This window comes from Sporosarcina sp. BI001-red (assembly GCF_003384035.1).
Taxonomy (GTDB): domain Bacteria; phylum Bacillota; class Bacilli; order Bacillales_A; family Planococcaceae; genus Sporosarcina.
The window spans coordinates 316,730-338,081 of record NZ_QQAK01000010.1 but is presented as its reverse complement, the minus strand read 5'-3'; the positions used below and the strand labels follow the sequence as shown (position 1 = coordinate 338,081).

Genomic DNA, 21,352 nt, shown 5'->3' with positions numbered 1-21,352 from the left:
CCAAAAGAACTAACTGAGTATTTTATACTATTACTACTATACATCATTTATGGATTTTATAATAACAAAAAAATTACAAAAATTTCGACAAATTACTACACATAACAGACTTCAGCAGCACTTTAACACATGCTGGCGTGCTCTCGCTTTATTGCCCGCTGTATAAAATCGTGCCTATAATAGGTGCATTCACTTTTCGCAAGTACTCTAAATTCTTATCTGCCATTTCCCCATTGGTCTTTTCCGCGTTAATGATATACAAACAACCGTCAACAAATGTGGACAAGCTGATTGCATCGGCAACAGCCAGAGGCGGAGCGTCAATGATGATTATCTCGAATTGTTTTTTTAACGTTTCAATTAGTATCTTCATTTTTTCAGAAGACAGAACTTCTGTAGGATTTTCAGGAAGAGGACCCGAACTGATAAAAGATAGACTTTCCGTTTCAGTCTCTTGTATAATCTGTTCGATTTCAAATTCACCGTCTATATAGGAAGTCAGACCTGACCGATTCGGCAGATTAAAAATTCTTCTCCCCATCGGCTTCCGTAAATTCGCATCAACAAAGACTGTTTTTCTGCCTTCCATCGCCATGACGATTGCTAGATTTCCACTGATCAAAGATTCACCCTCTACAAAATCCGGGCTCGTCAGCATGATCGTCTTCATATCTTTTTGTGCCATTTGGAACTTTACATTCGCTCTAATTCTCCTGAATTCCTCTACTGAGTCCTGCGACATTGGAAGCAGCTTTCTGCCCGAAGACATTTCCTTGCGACTCGGTGAGTAATTTTCAGCAGAACGTTTCCCCTTCTTTCCTGCTGGAACACTTCCGAGGTTCGGAATCCGAAGAAAATTCTGGATTTTTTCTGCGGTATTCAATTTGGTGAAATAAAATTCCCTAATGAGTAAAATGAAGAAAGTCAAGAACAAAGTTGAAATGAAAACGATAGAAGAAATTAGAAGAGGTGACGTTTTCATTTCCTTTACATCCGACACAAGAGGTATCTCATCAAGGATTGTAATATTATCAAGATTCAGCAGTGTTTTTATCTCTTTCTGAAAAGTTGTGGCATACGTATTAACCAATAAGGCTGCCTTTTCAGCACTGTTTTCCTTGGCTACAATTGTGAAAATTTGTGAGTTTCCATCCGTTTCAATCGAGATATTATCTCTCAATTTAGATTTACTGTACGCTTCATCTAGTCTTGAAATCACACTTCCCTGCATTCGATCGCTCTTTAATATTTGCTTATACATTTCGATAAGCTGGAGGCTCAACTCAATATCACTCGACTGCAGTGCAGTGCTTTCACTATTATTCTTAATGGTATAGTTAACCAATAGGTCCATTCTCGCTTCATAAGTGGAAGGGGCTTTGTAACTGATCAAAAGGGCAGCTAACGATACGAATGCAGTGATGGAGGCGATTATTTTCCATCTTTTTTTGAATATCATAAACAGGTCATGTAAATTCAGTTCATTGCTCATGTCTTATTCCACCTCCCTATGATTTGTACATTTTCAGTAAGCTTCTTTACCACGTATTACGAGCACTATTGTCTTAAGAATGATTTTGATATCCATCATCAGCGAGCGGTTTTCTACATAGTAAAGATCGTGTTCGATTTTTTCTCCATGTGTGATGGCTGAACGGCCATTGACTTGTGCGTAGCCGGTGATTCCTGGTTTCACAGTAAGTCTCGTAGCCTGACGTTCATTGTACAAGTTGGAAATTTCAATCATTTCCGGTCGGGGACCTACTAGACTCATATCTCCGCGCAGGACATTGACCAATTGCGGCAATTCATCAATGCTTAACTTTCGGTACACTTTGCCGATTTTAGTAATCTTTTGTACAGTCGGTTTTTCAAAAAAGAAATTATTAGGAACGCCATCGGACCAGTCATAGGCATGTAGAGTTTTCGCATTCTCCTCATTTCCCATCGTCCTGAACTTCCAGATTTCGAACTTTCTTTTGTCTGTCCCCATTCTGGTTTGCTTGAAAAGTATCGGTCTTCCTGCAGTGCAAACGATCGCCAACGCGAATAGTACCAATAATGGGGCAAGAAATATCAACAACGACAAACTTACGATTAGGTCGATTGTTCTTTTCAAAGAGGGATAAATTGGAGATACTGTTTTAACTCCCTCTCTTTTCCCCTCCAGGTAATGTGATTTCCTCATGTATTTCACCTCCTGATCTGTACGACAATGTACCTCTCATCAAAGCAAGGAAACCATCCAATTTACGGTCTACTAGATGCAATTTTTTCAAGAAGAATGCCATTCCTAGGAAAAAGCTTAAGAGCAGATTGAAATTCCTTCTGAAAAAGGCGCCCTTCACATACAAATTATCACTGCTGAACGCTTTTTCTGTTGTAGGATGATAGACAACCACTTCCGGATAATACGTAATCGAATAACCAGCCTCCATCAAATCCAGCAATAGATTGTTTTCTTCTCCGGAAGGGTACATGGCACCCAAACCAAAATTCTCATCAAACATTAGATCTTTTTTGTCTACCTTTTTGGTATTGATGAAAATTTCTATAGAAGAAACCTTGAATGATCTGAAAATGCTGCGATGCCTGCTTTGAAGTTCCGGATATTGCTTAAACAGCTTATTCCTCTCGGGATCGGCTATTTGAAATGTAGAAATGTCCGACGACAGGATCTTGTTCTCTATCTTTTTGAAAATGCCAGGGGGATACCAGCAATCGTCATCAGTGAACACGAGGATACTTTCATTTTGTACATGATGAAGTCCTTCGTTCCGTGCTTTTGATAATCCTTTTTCATTCGTCTCAATCAATTGGATAGTAAGTCTATTTATATACTCATTAAGCAGCGAGCGAACCTTTTTGAAGTTCCCCTGTGCAATAATGATAATTTCCAATTGAACATCCTGTTGGTCCAGAATGCTATCCAACAATCGTTTCAATTCTGTTTCCCTAGTACCCAGTGTGGGCAAAATTATGCTAAACACTATACTCCCACCTTTTTTCGTTTTCAATGACATAGCGGAAACTTAATGCGAAAAATAAGAACAGAAACTCGCTTACGGCTGTTGACAGGGTGAACATGCTGATCATCATCGACAATAGTGTCAATAACAAGAAGCGGGTTTCCGTCCTCGCTTTCTGCAACTCATACAACTTGAAGGCAAATGTGACGAGCACGAGGAGGAACAGCGTGAACCCTACAATCCCGGATTCTACTAATATTTCCAAGTAGGTATTATGGGGATAATGGAAGTCATTGAAATAATGTAAATTATATTGTTGGAAGTTATAGATGCCTATTCCAAAAAACGGATGTTCCCAAAACAATTGAAGTGCGTTACCCCAGATTTCATATCTTCCTGACCCTCGGTCGTCCCCTATGGACATGAACCTTCCATTAATGATTTTCCAAATATTTATATCGAATAGAAAATTGAGGATGAACGGTACCGTCATAGAAGTGAGAAGAATCCCGAATATACTTTTGGCTCTTCCTTTGTTTTTAAAAACAATCAATCCCAAAATTAGGGGAAGCCCCACCGCAATATAACCGCCTCTTGAAAAGGTGAGGATAATGGTGGTGATCGACAAAATCGTCCCCAATTTGTGTTTTCTCTCTATGAAGTAAAATAAGAACAGAGAATTAAACAGGACAAAAATATTCGGATCAATCGATGTGCCGATCAGCCTCGGCATTCCTCTGTCAATAAGCAGTCCCATGGATGTGATATTGTTCCCGGCAAAATCGAAGTTTACTTGGAATACGCCATTAAAGAAAAATAGTAAAGAACTTATATTAAAAATCAGACCTACCTGCATTATTATCTTCTCCATACTCGCAATGGAGAGTCTATAGAACAAAAATCGGACTAGCGAATAGAAAAACAAAACAATCACGATTAAGACAATCAGCCTTAGACTGTAATATTTATAAGTGGAAAATAATCCGGTCAAGCAATAGTAAATGAAAAACGTGAACAGCAGCAATTCGAACTTCAAAAAGCGCGGAATCACATAGTATTTACTGATCAGAACTGCGATTAGTGCAGAAGCTATCATAAAAGGCTTAACAGCAAACTGGAGATCAATATAGAAACTTTGGAAAAATACGGATATGAAAATCACCAATGCACTTAAATGATAGAGACGCATATTCTCCTTGACATTTAGGCTGTTAATGTTCGTCACCCACTTATAGAAAGTCCTATGCGATCCTGAACTCACATTACCCCTCAAGCTCTTTGAATCACCTTAAACATCTTTTCAAAATTACGAATAAACACCTGGGCAATCCCTTTCATTGGAACACCCGAAATCACATACCCTTTAAGCGTCCCGGCTCCCCATGAGAGATGCAGTACGAGGAATACAACAAGCAGCTTTGTAAAAGCCAAGCCTTCCGGAACCTTTTTTCCGACCGCTTTCCTGATCATGCCAACGTACACGGTCAATAGTAATAACGGGAACGTTACTAAGTAAAGATTGACGAAAATCAAAGGCAATACGCCCATAATTGCTACTGCGAATGCAGGTGGGATCAGATGTGAAATCCTCATAGAATCAGGATGCCGGACGTTGGTTTTATTCCTCCAGATACCATACCTGAAAAATTGCCTGGCAAATGCCTGTATCGTACTTCGAGGATAGTACTCGATTTGTATGCCATCGTCGGGTATCAATTTAATGAGTTTTCCGGTGTGTTGCTTCAACCGATAGTTGAGCTCTGCATCCTCGTTGATGACCCAGTCTTCATTCCAACCACCCGCAGCATCCAGTTCCTGCTTCCTGAATATTCCTGGGAATACACTATCAACCTCCGCCATTTCCAGTGAGTATCGGAACTTGGCTCCGCCTATGCCAAATGGGGTATTCAGAGTGAAAGCAATATGGTTGGACATAGTGTTATACCCGGTAGCGATCGTTCTGCCTCCGACGTTGCAACAGTCTGCATGTAAATGGAACGTGGTGATCAATTGCTCTAAATAAGTCTCCTTGAAATTCGAGTGGACATCCAGACGGATGATCATGTGGCCCCTTGCATTCCGGCAGCCGATATTCAGAGCTGCCGGTATGATTCTCCGGCGATTCTCTATAAGGATTAATTCAAAGGTGAGCTGATCCGTAATCTTTTCTATTTCTTCTCTCGTTCGATCTGTGGATAATCCATCAATCAGAATGACTTCAAACTTCTCTTTACCTAACGTTTGCCGTTCAATATTCAATAGGAATTCTTTGACGTATGCCTCTTCATTGAAAATTGGAACAATAACAGAATATTCGACCATAAGACCTTCCTTTCTGCACGGCATTCATTACATACGTTGCACGGCAGGTTCTTTCGAATTCATACGGTCCAACCAGTCTTCATGATCCGTATACCATTGGACCGTCTTTCGGATTCCTTCCTCGAAAGTATAAGCAGGTGACCACCCCAGCTCTTCGGTAATCTTTGTATTATCAATCGCATACCTGCGGTCATGACCCAAACGGTCTTGAACGAATTCAATCAGTTTTTCGTCTTCTCCCATCAGTTCAAGAAGGAGTTTGGCCATATCGATGTTCGTTTTCTCATTATTACCGCCGATATTATACACTTCACCTGACTTCCCTTTGGACAATACGGCATCCAACGCCGCGCAATGATCTTCCACATAAAGCCAGTCACGCACTTGCTTACCATCCCCATAAATCGGCAGGCTTTGACCATTCCGGATACGGTGGATCAATAAGGGGATTAATTTTTCAGGAAACTGGTACGGTCCATAGTTATTCGAACATCGAGTAATGATTACAGGCAGGTGATACGTCTCATAATAAGCTCTGGCAATCAGGTCTGCGGATGCTTTCGAAGCGGAGTACGGACTGTTCGGAGCTAAGCTTGTTTCCTCTGTAAAATGACCATATTTCTCCAAGTCTCCATATACTTCATCTGTTGAAACTTGAAGGAACCGTACATTGTCTTTATATGTCGTGCAGTTTCTGTCGAGTGGATCTACTTGCCAATACTCTTTCGCTGTTTGCAGAAGGGTATGTGTCCCCATAATATTTGTTTCCAGAAAGACGGATGGGTTTTCAATGCTCCTGTCGACATGCGATTCCGCAGCGAAGTTGATCACTGTGTCAATCTCATAGCGTTGGAACACTTCATTTAGTAGCAGCCGGTCGTTAATATCGCCTTCTATGAAGTGATAACGCGGATCTCCTGAAATCCTTTCCAGATTTTCCAAGTTCCCTGCATATGTCAACGAATCCAAGTTCACGATCGTATGTCCATGATTGGAAAACATGTAGTGGATAAAATTCGATCCGATGAATCCTGCTCCGCCAGTCAGTAAAATATTCATTATAGATCCCCTTTTCAATGGATGATTCTCCAGAATTACTTACCTAAATGATGACGGTCGTTCGTTCTCCTGCATTGGCTACATCCACCAGATATCTTCCATAATCGGTCTTCATCAAAGGCATCGCCAATGCAAAAAGCTCTTCCCTGGAAATATAGCCTCTTCGGTAAGCGATCTCCTCTATGCACGATACATACAGGCCTTGCCGTTTTTGAATGGCTTCGACAAAGTTAGAGGCTTCCAGTAACGATTCATGCGTCCCGGTATCTAGCCAGGCAAGCCCTCTTCCCATCAGTTCGACATTCAACTCACCTTTTTTCAGATATTCATTCAGCACGCATGTGATCTCCACTTCTCCCCGGTGTGACGGTTTTATATGCTTAGCGATTTCCACCACGTCATTATCAAAAAAGTACAGGCCCGGGATAGCATAGGATGATTTCGGTTTCTCTGGTTTCTCTTCGATGGAGATCGCATTCATCTGCTCATCCACTTCCACCACTCCATACACCCTTGGATCATTTACATAACACCCGAGAATAGTGCTCCCTTTAGTTAGTTGGGCAGCCTGCTGTACCCGGTTCCCGAAATCCGAGCCATAGAATAAGTTGTCGCCCAACACCAGTGATACGGAGGAATCACCTATAAATTCCTCCCCGATGATGAAGGCTTCCGCCAGTCCCCTCGGCTCATCCTGGGTCGTATACTGCAAGTTAATACCGAGCTTCGTTCCGTCCCCTAACAATTCCCTGAATCGATCAATGTCCCGATGTGTGGAGATAATCAATATCTCTTTGATCCCCGCCAACATTAAAACCGAGAGTGGATAATAGATCATCGGCTTGTCATAGACCGGCAGCATCTGCTTAGACATGGACTTAGTGAGAGGAAAGAGGCGCGTGCCTGATCCTCCTGCTAATATGATCCCCTTCATAATGCCGCACCAGCAGCAACTACATGACAGCGTTTAATGAGTGTGCAGATTTGAATGACCGATGCTGTTTCCAATTCACCATAATATGGCATAGCTAACACCTCTTTAACTGTTTTTTGAGCTTGCGGTAGATTTGTCGGCTGTACAGATTTTAATGTCTTGTACCATTGAAAGTCGCTGCACAGAGGATAGAAATATTTCCTTGAGAAGACGTTATGTTGCTCTAAGTGGTCGTGGAGCCAATCCCTTGTCCGTCCGAATTTGTGTTCATCGACTTCGATTACGAAATACTGGTAGCTACTGTCCTTGCCCTCCAAATGAGTCACTGCCCGGATTCCTGGCACATCAGCTAATTGCTCCTCATATATCCGTTTCACTCGATGCCTCTTTTCCCGCTCGATGTCAAGAAGTTTCAATGTCTCCAACCCGACTGCAGCCTGGATTTCATTCATTTTCGCATTTAACCCTGACAACACGACTTCCTCTTTACCGGCAAGACCAAAGTTCTTCAACTGATCCAATACAGGTGCAAGCTGCGGATCCTTGAAGACTAAGGCACCCCCTTCAATCGTGTGGAACAGTTTCGTCGCATGGAAGCTGTACATTGTCATATCCCCGTGACTTCCTGCAGGTTGGCTGTCGATTTCGGAACCGAATGCATGGGCGCCGTCGTAAATCACTTTCAACCCATACTTGTCTGCAATTCTTTGTATTTCCTGGACATTACATGGGTTTCCAAATACATGGACTCCGAGAATGGCACTCGTTTTTTCTGTAATAAGCGCCTCGATTTTTGATACATCGATCGTAAGCGTCTCCGGTTCAATGTCGCAGAAAACGGGCGTCAGACCATTCCAATCAAGTGCCTGGACAGTGGCAGGAAATGTGAAGGGGGTTGTGATGACCTCCCCCGTCAAACCTAGAGACTTCAATCCCAAAAGTAAGGCCATCGTTCCATTCGTGAACAAAGTAAGGTTCTCCGCCTGTACATAATCCAGTAACTTTTCCTGCAAATCGTTTTGTTGCCTTCCATTATTCGTAACCCACTGACTTGCCCAGATCTCCGTCATTTTTTGTGTAATGTCTTGCATATCAGGAAGTAAGGGCCTAGTGACAAAAATCGGTTCCTCAAAAGACTCCACCATAATTCATCCCACCCTTTTACCTCTACTTTTAATGCGACTTTCTTCTATAGAACACTTCTGTACTGCGGAAAGTAACTTCCACTGAAAAGCAGCGTCTGCGTTTGCTTCTTCTCATCCACCAGCAGCTTGTATGTTTCACGATTGAGAATGTTTTTTCCCAAGTAATAGTCAAACGTATTATTATTTGTGAACGAGGTCTTATACTTAAAAAGACCGTCATCCTCCTCGTAACCCCCTCCGAGATGAAGTAATGTACACTCCTCTTTTTTGGATAGTTCGATCATGTAATCGAATATAAGATTATTAGGTTTCAGATGCAGATACTTTTCATCTGAACCACCGAGGTGGTAATGTGCAAAATGAGCTGAGTTTAATAGGATGGTAGTTGCTATCACTTGTTCCCCATACGTGACGAACAATATACGGGATTTTGAAAAAGACGTATCCAGCAATTGCTGCTCAATTACACTGACGGGAAAGTAATAAAACGAAGTAGATTGTTGCCGATTCATCGTTTCATTGTATATGTCCATGAAAATGCCGATGTTTTCAGGAGTCTTCGCTACTTCCTTACATACAAGCCCATTCTTATGCGCTTTTTTGATATTCCTCTTATTCATACTGCTATAGTTGTCGCGTATGCTCTCCAGATCATCCGTTAAGTCCACTGCTGTTGTTTTACGGATGAACTGCAAATCACAATAGCTTTCCATCGCCAAGGCGTTTTCGAGGATGGGGTGGAATGTGATCACTTCCGATATAATGTTTTCTTGCTCGCAGTAAAGCTGGAACTCTTTTCGGAAAGCTTTCAAGACTTCCGCTCCCCCTGTTATCAACGGACCTCCGTACCCATAAGGCGTAATGATGTCGTATACTCTCAGATTCAAAGCTGTCTGAATCTCCCTGCGGACAAAGGGATAAACTACATATCCTAGTTCACTTTCATAGCAAAGCAACAGTGCTACCCCGTTTTGAAGTTTTGCACATGAATTACAATATCCAAATGTGTAATACACATCATTCATGCTCAATTTTCCAAGGACTTCCTCCCACCGGTCTTGACTTTTAATCACCTCAAATTTCAATTTAAAGTTCCCCCATACATTCTTTTTTAGTAGACATATACATTATCATTTATGAAATCTGTCAACGTCTCCCGCTTTCTGACTACGCTGTATGAATCCCCTTTTTTCTCAATAATGGCAGGTCTCTCTTTTATAAAGGCCGGAGCCAAAACGATTGTGTAGGCGCCTACGTTGCTAAAGACTAGATAGTCTTGAGGCTTCGGAATTTCGCCGACCTGGTCTGTTACTAAATAATCCTTTTCCATGCAGGTATAGCCGACCACATTAAATTTCCCTTTCTTGTAAGCCTTCTCGTTCCTTTTCACATGATTTAGCGGCAGATTTCTGCTATGCATGGCGGGTTTAATATTTTGGACACTACCTTTCACAAGGACAAAGGACTCGTCTTTAAACTGTTTCACATCAATCACCTTACAATAGAACTTAAACGTGTCTGCCACTAATGCCAAACCCGGTTCTATAATCAAATACGGTTCTTTTTTAAAATGTACTTTTTCTCTATTGATGACTGTACAGATTGTTTCTGCATAGTCATCAAACGTCGGTGCGTCGGGGATTTCCATCGTTTTTGGCACACGTCCATAAAACCCTCCCCCAACATCCAGATACTCCAGAGTTTCCTTCACATACTGTTTTGCTAGATCACAAAGGACTTGAATGTTCTTTTGATAAACTGGTAAGCTTCTTATGCTCGTTGAGAAATGACCGTGCAGACCGACCACATCAACATTCTGGATGGACGTCAATTCATTTATTGCTTTTTCGGCATCGCCATTTTCTACAAAAAATCCGAATCTGCTTCGTTCATATCCATCGAGCAGGGTAGTCTCCCCCTCTATCGTCAAATCGAAATTCACCCGGATCCCCACTTTATAGTGTTTGTCCTTATTTTTTTTAGCATATTCTTTCACTAATTCTATTTCATAAGAGGAGTCTAAATTTAAAATACTGTTTCCTTCGAGTGCCTTGGCAATGTCTTCATACGATTTTAAGGGACCGTTGAAAATGATTTTGGAAGTATCGATGCATAACTTCTCCGCCAGTTCAAATTCCATCCTGGAAACGACTTCTGCATACGCCCCCATCTCAGACATCTTTTTCACGAGGGCTGGCAGGTAGTTCGTTTTAAAAGAATATCCAATAATGAAACGATCGTATCTGCTTTTGAAAGCCGAAAACATTTCATTATAGTTTTCTTCCAATTGATCTGCATTATAGATAAAGAAAAAGTCTCCGTATCTTCGTTCCAACATTTTCATCTTTACGGACTTTCTCTCAATCTGAAGAATTTCCATTTAATTATTCCCTCCTAGTTAATAACACTACATAATTACATGACCTGTAACGGACAGAGTGATGATTCGCCGTCTCTAGTTTGTAGTTGACCGACCAATTGAACTTGAATATAGTGATTCATATGAGCCATTTTATATTTTAGTTCTTCTTGATTCTCGAATTTAAATAAAAGAATCCCGATAATCTTATCCAATCCGTCAAATGGTTCAATCTCATCCCCGCTGCTCTTATACATTTGCATATTAATAATATTCTCTGTTATCCTGCTATTGAAGTTGATGCGCTCTAATACCCCTTTTTCATATGAGCGTAAATAGTACGTTGCGTAGCATGTATCCGACACAGTTTGATTGATAGCATTCGGTGCATTATTCAGCGCCATTTCAACAGAAAGTCCAACGAGATCGACATTCGTCGCTTTCTTCAGAAGCATCGACACCATGTTTGCTCCATTCCTGGCGTTTATTTCTATAATGTAAGGTTGGTCGTTTTTTCCGAAGATGACATCTATATTCATGGCACCGTTTCGGATGGACAGTATATCGATGACCTTTTGAATCTCAAGCTGAACCTGCCTGGATTTTTCATCATCCAGAAATGTCGGATAGCTGTTGCCTACCGGGATGCACCGATTTTTTTTCACATCACGGTGGCCATTCAACATACCGAAGTATTCAATTTTCCCATTTATAATGATGATGTCCCCGCCAACCATGAAATCTGTAGTCGTCTCGATAAATTCTTCGACAATGACTATTTTCTTTGCCGACTCTGAGAGTGCCTTTTCGAAAACAGGTCCAAGTTCGCTTATGTGATCTATAGAGGCAATTCCCCTGCTTCCTGCGGAATCCGCGGGTTTCACTATTAACGGAAACTTAAAACCACTGAGCCCTCTCACCGCATCTCTTACAGATGTGAAACTTTTGGATTTCGGATAATTGAACCCGTTATTTTTCAAAAATTCTCTGAATAAGTTTTTGTTCGACAATATTGAAACTACCTCAGGAGTATAGGAAGACAAACTCATTTTTTCCGAGACATAAGCTGCAGTCTCCAGGGCAGAATCTGACGCGTAAGCGATAATTCCGTCTATGCACACTTGCTCCGCAATTGTAAGAATGGCTTCCCGATCCCTTGTGCTTACACAATAGAACTTGTCTGCAAAAAATTTCCCCATATTGTCTTCCAGATAATCACAAAGTATCGTATAGTATCCTTGTGATTTTGCATATTGCAGGGCAGGCACTTGATGCGCAGCTCCTCCAAGAAACATGATCTTCTTCAGACACATCGCCTTCCATCTCAGTAAATTTTATATTCCAATTTACAAACCTGCTTACTTCTATCGTTCGACCCTGACCTTCCTGGATGCCAAGAGACGAAACCTTTTCAATACGTCGAGCAGGAGCAAAACCAGTATATTTAACTCCGCAATACCAGCCAACCTACTCAGGAGGATATACAAAGCGACACCGGCGCTCACTTGACTGACAAGCCGGATAAAGCCGCTATCTGGAAGAAAGAAACCGATCAAAAGGACTCCTACTCCCATGCAAATTGAAATCAAATACATTGGAAATATATCTTTCATCTGATTTTTTGCAGAGTAAGTGATTTCCCTTGCAGAAAAATACGTATTTATATACAAAGAAGCATAGGAGTTGAGGACCACTGCCCAGACTAGACCGATAATCCCTAGTTGCAGTGCTAGAGACAGACCAATCAGGACAGTCAATACACCACATTTGATCACTTCGATCAGCAGGAACAGATCCGATCTGCCCTTGACCTGGAGGATATTTAAGTTCAAGGCATGCAACGGATATAACATGCCTGCCAAGCATAGTAACTGGAAGTAGGGTACAGACGGAATCCACTTTTCTCCAAGCACTAGATTGAACAAAGGCGTGGCAATGGCTGCCAAACCTACCATGACAGGGAAGTTGATGAATGCTGCGAGCTTTATAATTTTTCTAAAACCTGATTGCAGAACTTCCTCATCGTCCTGGATTTTACTAAGTACAGGATACGAAACCCGCTGCACAGTGGTGGATAATAACTCTGAAGCCGTGTCACTGAGCTTCACCGCGTTTGTGTAGAATCCGAGTTGCGCAGTCGTATGCATCCTGCCGATGATGACAAAGAAAAGATTATTGTAAAATGTATGGAGCAAGCCTGACAGTAGCAATTTATAGCCGAACTTCAAATACTTCTTAAAAGATTGTCTGTTGAATACAAGTGACGGCATCCATCTATTGAACAACCAAAGCATCAGGGTCTGAATAGATTGCATCGCGAGTGTATTGAAAACGAGGCTCCATACTCCGAACCCATAGAGTGCAAGGGCAATCGTTATACCTCCTGAAATGGAGAACGCTACGGCGTTGATCTTTGCAAGCACTTTGAAATCGACGTTTTTGACAAGCATGACCCTTTGGACAATTCCTAATGCATTGGCAATCAATACGAGTGATAGAACCCGCAGTATGGCAATCAGTTGCGGTTCACCATAAAACGAACTAATTACAGGGGAAGCCATGAACAATACGCCATATATCGAAACGGCGATGAAGAGATTAAAATAGAAGACGGTAGAATAATCCGTTTGACTTGTATGCTGGTCCCGGATCAACGCCTGCGAAAATCCGCTGTCTACAATCGAATTAGAAATGGCCAGGACAATTAAGATCATCCCAATAATCCCGAAGTGTTCAGGCAACAATAGCCTAAGAAGGACCAATTGTATGACAAACTGCAAGCCGTGATTCACTAGTACGTCGGCTACGCTCCAAATCAATCCTGAAATCGTTTTACTTTTTAATTCCTTAGAATCATGCATTTCGATGCCCCTAACTGAGTAACTTTTTAGTCAGGAAATAATTTTTATATCGAGCGAGTATCCCATAGGATTTTGGAAATGTATTATAAGCGAGCAATTTAAATCTTTTCTTTATACTTAAACTCTTCAAGTATTCTTCAAATCGTCGGTCATCCGGGTCTTTCGGCAACCTGCTGGAGATTACAATCGCATATTTCTTCTCATAGATCGCTTGTTCCACCCAGTCCTTAAATTTGAAGTCCGTATATAAATTGAACGCCATCAAGATTTGGATATCGCCTTTATTCACCTCGATCATTCGTTCTTTAATATTCGTGCTTGTGTTAAATTGGTTTGTCCAGGAATTTTTCACATCAGTTCTATAAACCGACATACACTCATTTATATAATATGCATGCCCCTGACTCGATAGGATCAATTGCAATGGATAATCGCCAACATGTGAATTCATGAGGAATTCGGGAGGTTCTGTCACAGCATTTTTCGGATATACCAACGATGCAGTCGGGCAAAATCCGCCACCTCCGAGTATAATATCCCGAATGGGGCTGATCCGGTCCGTTCCGTATGGTGCTACCCTCCTCCCCGTGGGAATCTTTGGTGCTCGGACAATTTCAGCTGCATGAAAACACATGGTACACTCAGGATTCTCTTCTAAATAGTCCACTTGCTTTTGTAACTTATAAGGATCAGTCCAATAATCGTCACCCTCACACTCAGCAATATATTTACCTTGGCTCAAGCGGAAAAGTCGTTCTTCGTTTTTTGCCGCCCCCACATTTTTCTCTGAAGTAACCAGTTTGATCCTATCCGGATACTTAGCGATATAAGCTTCAACAATCTCTCTGGTGCGGTCCGTGCTGCAATCCTCACCAATCAGGATTTCGTAGTCAAAGTTTGTTTTCTGCATCAAAAACCCTTCTATCGCATCCGCAATAAAATCTTCATGGTTATACGTAATGCAAGATATGCTTACAAGTACATTCACATTCTCACTCCTAACTCTTACTTGTTTACTTCCCCCTTATGAAAGTTTCTCTTTTTAATGCATAATCATTTTGGGCACCGTCTTTCTCTCATCGATTTTCCCAGTCCGCCCAAGCAGGTCATCCATATTTTCTTTGTACAATTCAACACCTGATTAATCAAACGACTTTACACCGAATACATAGCTGCTTAGGACGAAGGATAATTAAAAGAAATATATGAGATTACCGAAAAAAAAGGACAAACTTCGAGCACTTTGATCACTAAATTGTGCACCCTTCCTTGAAAATGGGAGAGTGCTATGCCTTCCAGCGCTTTTGATTAGTGAAGCTGCTTTTCTTGCCGCTCAAGTAATCCAGATCGATATACCCTACTTTGTTTACTTCCTTCTTTCACTTAAAGAAGTGACTCATCCCGAATCTTCACTCGACCTATCAAACAATCAGCTGATGCTCCAGTCTAGAAAAATGCAGGAGGGTTTCTTGCAAGCCATCCGAAAGCGAATAGCTCGGATACCAGTTAAGCTCCCTCATTGCCTTTCTGTTATCCAACACACTATTTTGTATGTCACCTACTCTTTCAGGTTTATACTCAGGTTTCACACCAAGCTTGCCTGATACTTCTGATATCAGATTAAACAACTCATCAACTCCTGTTTCTATGCTGGAACTGACATTAAAGATCCCTTTTGCACCTCCCATTACTGCCACACAACAAGCTTTTGCAATATCTTTTACAAATATGAAGTCTCTTGTCTGGCTGCCTCCATATATATTGATCTCCTGTTCTTTTAATAACCGATCAATGAATATGGAAATCACTCCGGCTTCCCCATTTACATTCTGTCGCGGCCCATAGACATTCGAAAAACGTAGTATACAGCTATCCAACGCGTTAAACTTGCTATAATACTGTATATACTTTTCTGCTGAGTACTTTGATAGAGCATAAAATGATGGTGCATGGGTAGTATGGTTTTCATCAATCGGCAGATACGAGGGTTCTCCATATACAGCCGCTGTCGAAGCAAATAAGAACTTCTTCACAGCAAACTTATTCGACAATTGAAGGATGTTGACGGTGCCGGCAGTATTCGTAAAGAAATCCCTATACGGCTCATTCATCGATACGACAACAGAAGCTTGAGCTGCTAAGTGGATGACATAATCAGGTCGCTCTTGTTCAAAAACGGATTCCACTCTCGGATCGTTAATATCCATCAGGAATAGCTTTGTACCTGTAGGCAGATTTTCTGGATTTCCCGACACACAGTTATCTATGACAAATACTTCGTGCTGGTCATTCAATAACTCTTCCACAACGTGAGAACCTATGAACCCTGCGCCTCCCGTAACTAATACTTTCACAACAATTACCTCCTCGACTTTCTTTTTAATATTGCGGTACATCTTTAACCGTTGCAGGGTGTCATCAGAAAAGGGTGATTCATTGACTTCAGCATATTCTTATCGGTGTTTCCGGATGGAAAGGCGTACTTTCCAAGATATGGTTCGCATTAGTTTTCAAGTAATCTGGAAATTTCGAAGCTACCTTTTTCTGCAAGTATGCATGCACGCTTTTGGAAAGGTAAGGCTTGCCTTTTAACACGCCCGCTTCTGGTGAAATGACATGGACTAAACGATGCCGACATAATTTCACAGCCAATTTACGTGTTCCTTTTCCATTTCCGCCAATAAGGCTTTCCTCTTCTATTTGTACAAGCGCCCCCTTTGTCACCAGGTCGTACAACTTATCCGGATTTCTTTTGAACTCGGAATTCTGTTCAGCATTTACGATGATCGGGATATATCCTCTTAACTGAACTTCATAAAAGATCTGCGAAATGTGACCCGGGACACTGTATTGAGGCAACTGAATGTGTATATATTCACCCCTGATTTCAAGTGGAAGTGAGTTCTCTTCCAAACGCTTCACTAAATCGCTGTATTCCACGACTCCTAGTTTTTCAAGAGACGCTTTTTCATCAATGACCAACTGTTTCCTCACTTTGAAAGTTGCCTGACCCTTTGCTTCCGTGAATATTTCCATATCTCGAATAGTAGTGGCCCACTCCTTCCGTTTAGTAACCAAATTCGCCATCCCTCCTTTCAATGTCATTGTTTCTAGAAAAAGATGCCTAATTGAACTAGTCTCTTATTTATTCATCTTGCTCCCCATAATCATTATGGTTTGCATTAAAATTTCAATTTCTTCTTTCATCCGATGATTTTCTTTCCTTAAGTTGATCAGTTCTAATCTTTCATGGAAAATAATCTCTTTTGAAGCGGCTGGATATTGCGCTTTCCTTGGGTGGTAGGTAGCATCATCTTTCCTGTACTCAGGCGTCAGCGATTTCGTGGATCTTCCGATTTTATTCGGAAAAATTTTCTGACGTTTATATTCTTCCGTAATTTTGTTCTTTTCATGAGTCAATACTGTTTCACCTCATTTGAAAATTTATAGTACTTATTCAAAATGGCTATTTGTGTTGTTATACAAAACATCGGGGTTAAAAAAAATTTCCCCTATGGGAACTTTAAAGTAGTTGGATATCTTCCCCATTGTCTTGGCACTTGGAGAATAGGAACCTGTCTCAATTCTGGAGAGGGCAGACCTACTAATCTCTATATCCCTTGCCATCTCTTCCTGTGTGATGCCTTTTGATTTACGATACGTCTTTATATTATTGGCTAGCACTTAACAGTATCTCCCCTCTTAAAAAAATGTTTCGTATTACAACACATAATAGACCTATTTGTTTTTTCTGTCAACACAGATTAAAAAACTTCTTGAAATGCTTTTTCATTCCCAAGACTTTAGATAACTTACTTTAACGAGAAAAGGTTTTTAAAAACCGGAAATGGGCACAAGTCCAGTAAGTTGAAAACACTTCAACAGAAATGCAGAGCTTTTTGCCATCTTATTTAATAGAAATCATGTATAATTAAATTTGCACAAATCAATTTCTGGTTAATTCAAATAATCCTGGAAGGAAGTGATAACTTAGTGATCAGTTTCGGAGAACAGATACGTAAATTACGCAAAAGCAAGAACTTAACCCTACGAGGATTAGCAGACCAATCGAGTTTAAGCTACTCGTTCATCGGATCTCTGGAAAAGGGACGTTACAATCCTTCAAGGGAATCCATTTATTTACTCGCAAAACCTTTAGATACCGATGTAAATGAACTGTTGAAGCTAGCAGGGTTTCTTCCCGAACAATCTGAAATTGTTAATGACCCTCAAATCACAAGCTATGCACAGCACGCTTCTACTGAGTCGTTCGAGTTGGAAGACATCTTGAATATCGAAGTGACCTTCCAAGGAAACCGATTGAAAATAGCCGATAAAATAGCGCTTATTTCTTTTTTGCAAACTATGTCCGATATGAAAAATCCCCGTTAGAGGCACCTTCACACCGAGCATCAAACAGACAGTCCTGACACTATTCTGTTGCAAGAAGAAAGAGGCTGGGACATAACTAGCAATAATTGTTAAAAAAGAGGAACAATCATCGAAAATGATGATTGTTCCTCTTTTTCTAATAGTTCCTCGTACATTTTGGTTGGATAATCTATCAGACTCGGTCCACATAAATTTTGCAAGACAATTATGAATTTATTAGCGTTTGCTTCAATTTCACTCTTGTATGAGCGGATTCCCCTTGTGCTTGATCACTTTTCTTCTTGCTTGAGCGGATTCTCCTTGTACTTGATCACTTTTCTTCTTGCTTGAGCGGATTTCCCTTGTACTTGATCACGTTTCCTCTTGCTTGAGCGGATTCTCCTTGTGCTTGATCACTTTTCCTCTTGCTTGAGCACCACTTTTGATATGAGGCCACTAGCACAGGCGGCTGCAGTGGTTGTCGAAATATAGAGACAAGACGCACTTCCTTACCCTATGCGAAAGCGATTTACAGCACCAAGTGGTCGCACAACATCCCCCGTATTAAGCGGCAGATCTCATCTCCTCTCAGCAAGATTGCCAAAAATATGTTATACTCGCACCATGAAAAAACTAGTCGTCGTTGTACTACTCATTGGCATTATCGCCGGGCTCTTCATCTCCTCCAGTCAGACGTACGAACAACAAACGATTGTTCCCAAACTACAACAACTGCTGCCTAACGAGCCGCTCAAACAACCGCTATCCAAACTGCACATTCCATACTGGGGGGAAACTATTTCAGTGGAAGAACGTGGCTATTACTACTTTCTAGAATTTCTCCTTAGAAAAAGTGCACACTTCTTCACGTTCGGAGCACTTGCTGTAGTATTCTTCTGGCTATTGCCCAAAACTCGATTACGCTTTATCATCGCTGCCTTTTTAACATTTCTCGCAGCCTCAGCCGATGAATTCCACCAATCGTTGACAGGCGGACGTACCGCAACCTGGCTAGATGTACGTCTCGACATGTCAGGTGCGCTCGTTTTCTTAATCATCATTCAACTTTTCGTGTTTTTCCGTTCTAAATCACGCAAATCGCGGACTATGGGCTGAACGAAACGGACAGTCTGCATCTATTGCGCCTGTCCGTTTTCATTTTAAAAAATTGAAGGGATGATGAACTATGAAGGAATTTAAAATTACCTATTTCTTTGATGAAGAGCATTACATTCGACGATTTGTCCACTTTGAAACTGCAGACGAAGTCATCGCGTTACTCGCAAGCGAACGGGATCGCACCATTTCATTTTGGGATCGTCGTGAAATCTATCATGAACTTAACACAGCGAACGTGCGTGTCATCCAGTTCTCTGAGTACCATCGCAATGATCACACGGAAGAACTATGATTGCATACTAAAAATGGACACTCCTTATAATAGCGAGTGTCCATTTTTATATACTTATTTTTCTTTCGCATCAGAAGGGCGTGCCCGTTTGATGAAGAACGCTAGGATGAATGCAACGAGTGCGATTCCTGTCGCAACGATGAAGGCATCATTAATGCCGTTCACGGTTGCCCGTTTCATCGCTTCCTCGTAAAGGAGTGACGTTGCTAGACCCTGACCTTGTTCTACTGGCAATCCCGCCATCGACGAAATACCTGTGCCAAGTTCTGAAAGCTTCGATGTTAAATATCCGTTCGAAGTCGTTAACACGTTTGAATACGTCCCGGAATGGAATGCACTACGTGTTGTCATGACCGTGATCAGGAATGCGGTACCGATACTGCCTGCGACTGTTCTCGCGGTGTTAGATGCAGCAGTTCCATGTCCCGCAAGACGCGTTGGCAACTGGTTCATCCCTTCCGTTGTCACTGTCATCGACAAGAACGACATGCCAAACATGCGCAATACATACAACACCATGATGAAACCGTATGAGGTCGACATATTAAGTGTCGTAAAGCCCCATGTTGTAAGGACTGTGATTGCAAGTCCGAACACAGCTAACCAGCGTGCGCCGTATTTATCGAACAACTTACCTGAGATTGGTAGCATGATGGCCATTACAATCGCCCCTGGTAGCATGAGCAAACCGGAATCGAGCGCCGAGAATCCACGGATGTTCTGTAGATAGATCGGTAACAACAACATCGCCGCGAACATCGCCATGTTGATGATGGAACCGATAATTGTTGTCAGTGCGAAGATATCATATTTGAATACCCGTAGTTCGAGCATCGGTTGCTCCGTTGTCAATTCGTGTGTGATGAACGCGATGATACCGATCACCCCGATGACCAATGTGACCAAGACGATCGCACTGTCCCAGCCATTGTTTCCGGCTTCACTGAATCCATACAATAAGAACCCAAGACCGATTGTTGAGAAGATGAATCCCCATGTGTCGAACTTCGGTTTCGTAATCTCAGTGACATCGATCATCCAGAAGTACGCCATGACAAGTGCAGCAATTCCGAACGGGATGACGATGTCAAAAAGTACGTGCCAATCGTAATGACCGATGAGCCATCCAGACAAAGTGGGTCCGATTGCTGGTGCGAACAAAACCGCAACGCCAAACATCCCCATAGCTGCTCCTCTTTTTTCAGGTGGATAGATCGTCAAGAACACGGTCATCAAGAGCGGCATCATGACCCCTGCACCTGCTGCCTGTACGACACGTCCGAGCATAAGAATCGAGAACGTCGTGGACAATGCGCAGATAATTGAACCTATTGTAAATGCGGTGACTGCTGAGATGAACAACTTCCTTGTTCCTAACCGTGCGATTAGGAATGCGGTGATTGGGATGAAGATTCCGTTCGTTAGCATGTATCCTGTGGATAACCACTGGACAGTGCTTGCTGAGACGTTCAAGTCGTTCATGATGTGAGGAATCGCGATATTCAATAGTGTTTGATTTAGAATGGCAACGAATGCGCCGATCATCATTGTCACGATGATCTTGCCACGTCCTCCTTCAAATTGATATGGATCGACTGCAGGTTTTGTACCTGCTTGTTCTAACGGCGTTTCATCTTCCAGTGCCTGATCCGTTTTCGGAGGATTGCTGGAAGCGACTGCTTGTGTGACGACAGATTGAGGGTCGGATTCATCTAAAAGAGCTTCCGCTTCTTCCAGCTTTTCCTGTTCCTCTTCAACGAATGAAGACTCAAGTTCCGACTGTCTTTCTGCATCACGTGCTGCGGGCTGTTGTGATTGGTCCATCTTCTTTTTGTCAGCGTTCCGCACCATATAGTTGACGGTGACAATCAGAATGACCGCTATCACAAGATACCCGATGAGATATAGTGTCATTCGTTTT

At 41.8% G+C, this 21,352-nt stretch carries 21 protein-coding genes; 3 read left to right on the top strand and 18 right to left on the bottom strand.

Annotated features, from left to right (window positions below; genetic code table 11):
- Positions 1–148: 148 nt before the first annotated feature.
- The 17 genes from DVB69_RS06305 to DVB69_RS17930 form a co-directional block, all read right to left on the bottom strand.
- Positions 149–1,492, bottom strand: a complete 1,344-nt coding sequence (locus DVB69_RS06305; RefSeq protein ID WP_116017700.1) for a tyrosine-protein kinase domain-containing protein — start codon at positions 1,490–1,492, stop codon at positions 149–151.
- Between the two features lie 33 nt (positions 1,493–1,525).
- Positions 1,526–2,188, bottom strand: a complete 663-nt coding sequence (locus DVB69_RS06300) for a sugar transferase (protein WP_116017698.1) — start codon at positions 2,186–2,188, stop codon at positions 1,526–1,528.
- Positions 2,145–2,990 carry a glycosyltransferase family 2 protein gene (locus DVB69_RS06295; protein WP_158541044.1) on the bottom strand — a complete coding sequence of 282 codons (846 nt, stop codon included), beginning with the start codon at positions 2,988–2,990 and terminating at the stop codon, positions 2,145–2,147. Before DVB69_RS06295 ends, DVB69_RS06300 begins: the two co-directional genes overlap by 44 nt.
- Positions 2,983–4,194 (bottom strand): O-antigen ligase family protein, encoded by a 1,212-nt coding sequence (locus DVB69_RS06290; protein WP_147300759.1) that lies wholly within the window; start codon positions 4,192–4,194, stop codon positions 2,983–2,985. The genes DVB69_RS06295 and DVB69_RS06290 overlap by 8 nt, the downstream gene beginning before the upstream one ends.
- Before the next feature lie 44 nt (positions 4,195–4,238).
- A complete protein-coding gene (locus DVB69_RS06285) occupies positions 4,239–5,291 on the bottom strand; it encodes a glycosyltransferase family 2 protein (protein ID WP_158541043.1) in 1,053 nt (350 codons plus the stop codon).
- Between the two features lie 27 nt (positions 5,292–5,318).
- Positions 5,319–6,350, bottom strand: a complete 1,032-nt coding sequence (gene rfbB, locus DVB69_RS06280) for a dTDP-glucose 4,6-dehydratase (protein WP_199562812.1) — start codon at positions 6,348–6,350, stop codon at positions 5,319–5,321.
- Positions 6,351–6,393: 43 nt separating this feature from the next.
- Positions 6,394–7,284, bottom strand: a complete 891-nt coding sequence (gene rfbA, locus DVB69_RS06275) for a glucose-1-phosphate thymidylyltransferase RfbA (RefSeq protein ID WP_116017690.1) — start codon at positions 7,282–7,284, stop codon at positions 6,394–6,396.
- Positions 7,281–8,429, bottom strand: coding sequence for a DegT/DnrJ/EryC1/StrS family aminotransferase (locus DVB69_RS06270; protein WP_116017688.1), 1,149 nt, complete (start codon positions 8,427–8,429; stop codon positions 7,281–7,283). The genes rfbA and DVB69_RS06270 overlap by 4 nt, the downstream gene beginning before the upstream one ends.
- A gap of 44 nt (positions 8,430–8,473) precedes the next feature.
- Positions 8,474–9,316, bottom strand: coding sequence for a lipid II:glycine glycyltransferase FemX (locus DVB69_RS06265; RefSeq protein WP_158541042.1), 843 nt, complete (start codon positions 9,314–9,316; stop codon positions 8,474–8,476).
- 224 nt (positions 9,317–9,540) lie between these two features.
- The gene (locus DVB69_RS06260) at positions 9,541–10,809 is read right to left on the bottom strand and encodes a type III PLP-dependent enzyme domain-containing protein (RefSeq protein ID WP_116017684.1); all 1,269 of its coding nucleotides are present in this window, start codon (positions 10,807–10,809) and stop codon (positions 9,541–9,543) included.
- A gap of 35 nt (positions 10,810–10,844) precedes the next feature.
- Positions 10,845–12,056 (bottom strand): ATP-grasp domain-containing protein, encoded by a 1,212-nt coding sequence (locus DVB69_RS06255; protein ID WP_233505337.1) that lies wholly within the window; start codon positions 12,054–12,056, stop codon positions 10,845–10,847.
- A gap of 96 nt (positions 12,057–12,152) precedes the next feature.
- Entirely contained in the window at positions 12,153–13,649 is a 1,497-nt protein-coding gene (locus DVB69_RS06250; protein ID WP_116017682.1) for a lipopolysaccharide biosynthesis protein, read from the bottom strand.
- Between the two features lie 10 nt (positions 13,650–13,659).
- Positions 13,660–14,637, bottom strand: a complete 978-nt coding sequence (locus DVB69_RS06245; protein WP_116017680.1) for a glycosyltransferase family 2 protein — start codon at positions 14,635–14,637, stop codon at positions 13,660–13,662.
- A 433-nt stretch (positions 14,638–15,070) separates the two neighbouring features.
- Positions 15,071–16,003 (bottom strand): NAD-dependent epimerase/dehydratase family protein, encoded by a 933-nt coding sequence (locus DVB69_RS06240; protein WP_116017678.1) that lies wholly within the window; start codon positions 16,001–16,003, stop codon positions 15,071–15,073.
- An 88-nt stretch (positions 16,004–16,091) separates the two neighbouring features.
- Positions 16,092–16,727, bottom strand: a complete 636-nt coding sequence (locus DVB69_RS06235; RefSeq protein ID WP_116017676.1) for a CpsB/CapC family capsule biosynthesis tyrosine phosphatase — start codon at positions 16,725–16,727, stop codon at positions 16,092–16,094.
- Positions 16,728–16,790: 63 nt separating this feature from the next.
- Entirely contained in the window at positions 16,791–17,069 is a 279-nt protein-coding gene (locus DVB69_RS06230) for a hypothetical protein (protein WP_116017674.1), read from the bottom strand.
- A 33-nt stretch (positions 17,070–17,102) separates the two neighbouring features.
- Positions 17,103–17,333, bottom strand: a complete 231-nt coding sequence (locus DVB69_RS17930) for a helix-turn-helix transcriptional regulator (protein ID WP_116017672.1) — start codon at positions 17,331–17,333, stop codon at positions 17,103–17,105.
- A 309-nt stretch (positions 17,334–17,642) separates the two neighbouring features.
- Here DVB69_RS17930 and DVB69_RS06220 point away from each other — a divergent pair, with 309 nt between their 5' ends.
- The 3 genes from DVB69_RS06220 to DVB69_RS06210 all read left to right on the top strand — a co-directional run bounded on the left by DVB69_RS06220 (position 17,643) and on the right by DVB69_RS06210 (position 19,431).
- Positions 17,643–18,041: a helix-turn-helix domain-containing protein gene (locus DVB69_RS06220; protein ID WP_158541041.1), complete on the top strand. Its 399-nt coding sequence runs from the start codon at positions 17,643–17,645 to the stop codon at positions 18,039–18,041.
- 603 nt (positions 18,042–18,644) lie between these two features.
- Positions 18,645–19,136: a VanZ family protein gene (locus tag DVB69_RS06215; protein ID WP_116017668.1), complete on the top strand. Its 492-nt coding sequence runs from the start codon at positions 18,645–18,647 to the stop codon at positions 19,134–19,136.
- A 70-nt stretch (positions 19,137–19,206) separates the two neighbouring features.
- Complete coding sequence (locus tag DVB69_RS06210) at positions 19,207–19,431, top strand: hypothetical protein (protein ID WP_116017666.1); 225 nt, start codon at positions 19,207–19,209, stop codon at positions 19,429–19,431.
- 54 nt (positions 19,432–19,485) lie between these two features.
- Here the strand turns inward: DVB69_RS06210 and DVB69_RS06205 are convergent, their stop codons facing one another.
- A complete protein-coding gene (locus DVB69_RS06205) occupies positions 19,486–21,345 on the bottom strand; it encodes a DHA2 family efflux MFS transporter permease subunit (protein WP_116017664.1) in 1,860 nt (619 codons plus the stop codon).
- Positions 21,346–21,352: the final 7 nt, after the last annotated feature.

What these genes read in the sequence shown, in the direction of transcription:
- DVB69_RS06285 (WP_158541043.1), bottom strand. Translation starts at nt 5,291, where the DNA reads ATGGTCGAATATTCTGTTATTGTTCCAATTTTCAATGAAGAGGCATAC.
- DVB69_RS06205 (WP_116017664.1), bottom strand. Translation starts at nt 21,345, where the DNA reads ATGACACTATATCTCATCGGGTATCTTGTGATAGCGGTCATTCTGATT.
- rfbA (WP_116017690.1), bottom strand. Translation starts at nt 7,284, where the DNA reads ATGAAGGGGATCATATTAGCAGGAGGATCAGGCACGCGCCTCTTTCCT.
- DVB69_RS06300 (WP_116017698.1), bottom strand. Translation starts at nt 2,188, where the DNA reads ATGAGGAAATCACATTACCTGGAGGGGAAAAGAGAGGGAGTTAAAACA.
- DVB69_RS06260 (WP_116017684.1), bottom strand. Translation starts at nt 10,809, where the DNA reads ATGGAAATTCTTCAGATTGAGAGAAAGTCCGTAAAGATGAAAATGTTG.
- DVB69_RS06210 (WP_116017666.1), top strand. Translation starts at nt 19,207, where the DNA reads ATGAAGGAATTTAAAATTACCTATTTCTTTGATGAAGAGCATTACATT.
- DVB69_RS06305 (WP_116017700.1), bottom strand. Translation starts at nt 1,492, where the DNA reads ATGAGCAATGAACTGAATTTACATGACCTGTTTATGATATTCAAAAAA.
- rfbB (WP_199562812.1), bottom strand. Translation starts at nt 6,350, where the DNA reads ATGAATATTTTACTGACTGGCGGAGCAGGATTCATCGGATCGAATTTT.
- DVB69_RS06215 (WP_116017668.1), top strand. Translation starts at nt 18,645, where the DNA reads ATGAAAAAACTAGTCGTCGTTGTACTACTCATTGGCATTATCGCCGGG.
- DVB69_RS06270 (WP_116017688.1), bottom strand. Translation starts at nt 8,429, where the DNA reads ATGGTGGAGTCTTTTGAGGAACCGATTTTTGTCACTAGGCCCTTACTT.
- DVB69_RS06250 (WP_116017682.1), bottom strand. Translation starts at nt 13,649, where the DNA reads ATGCATGATTCTAAGGAATTAAAAAGTAAAACGATTTCAGGATTGATT.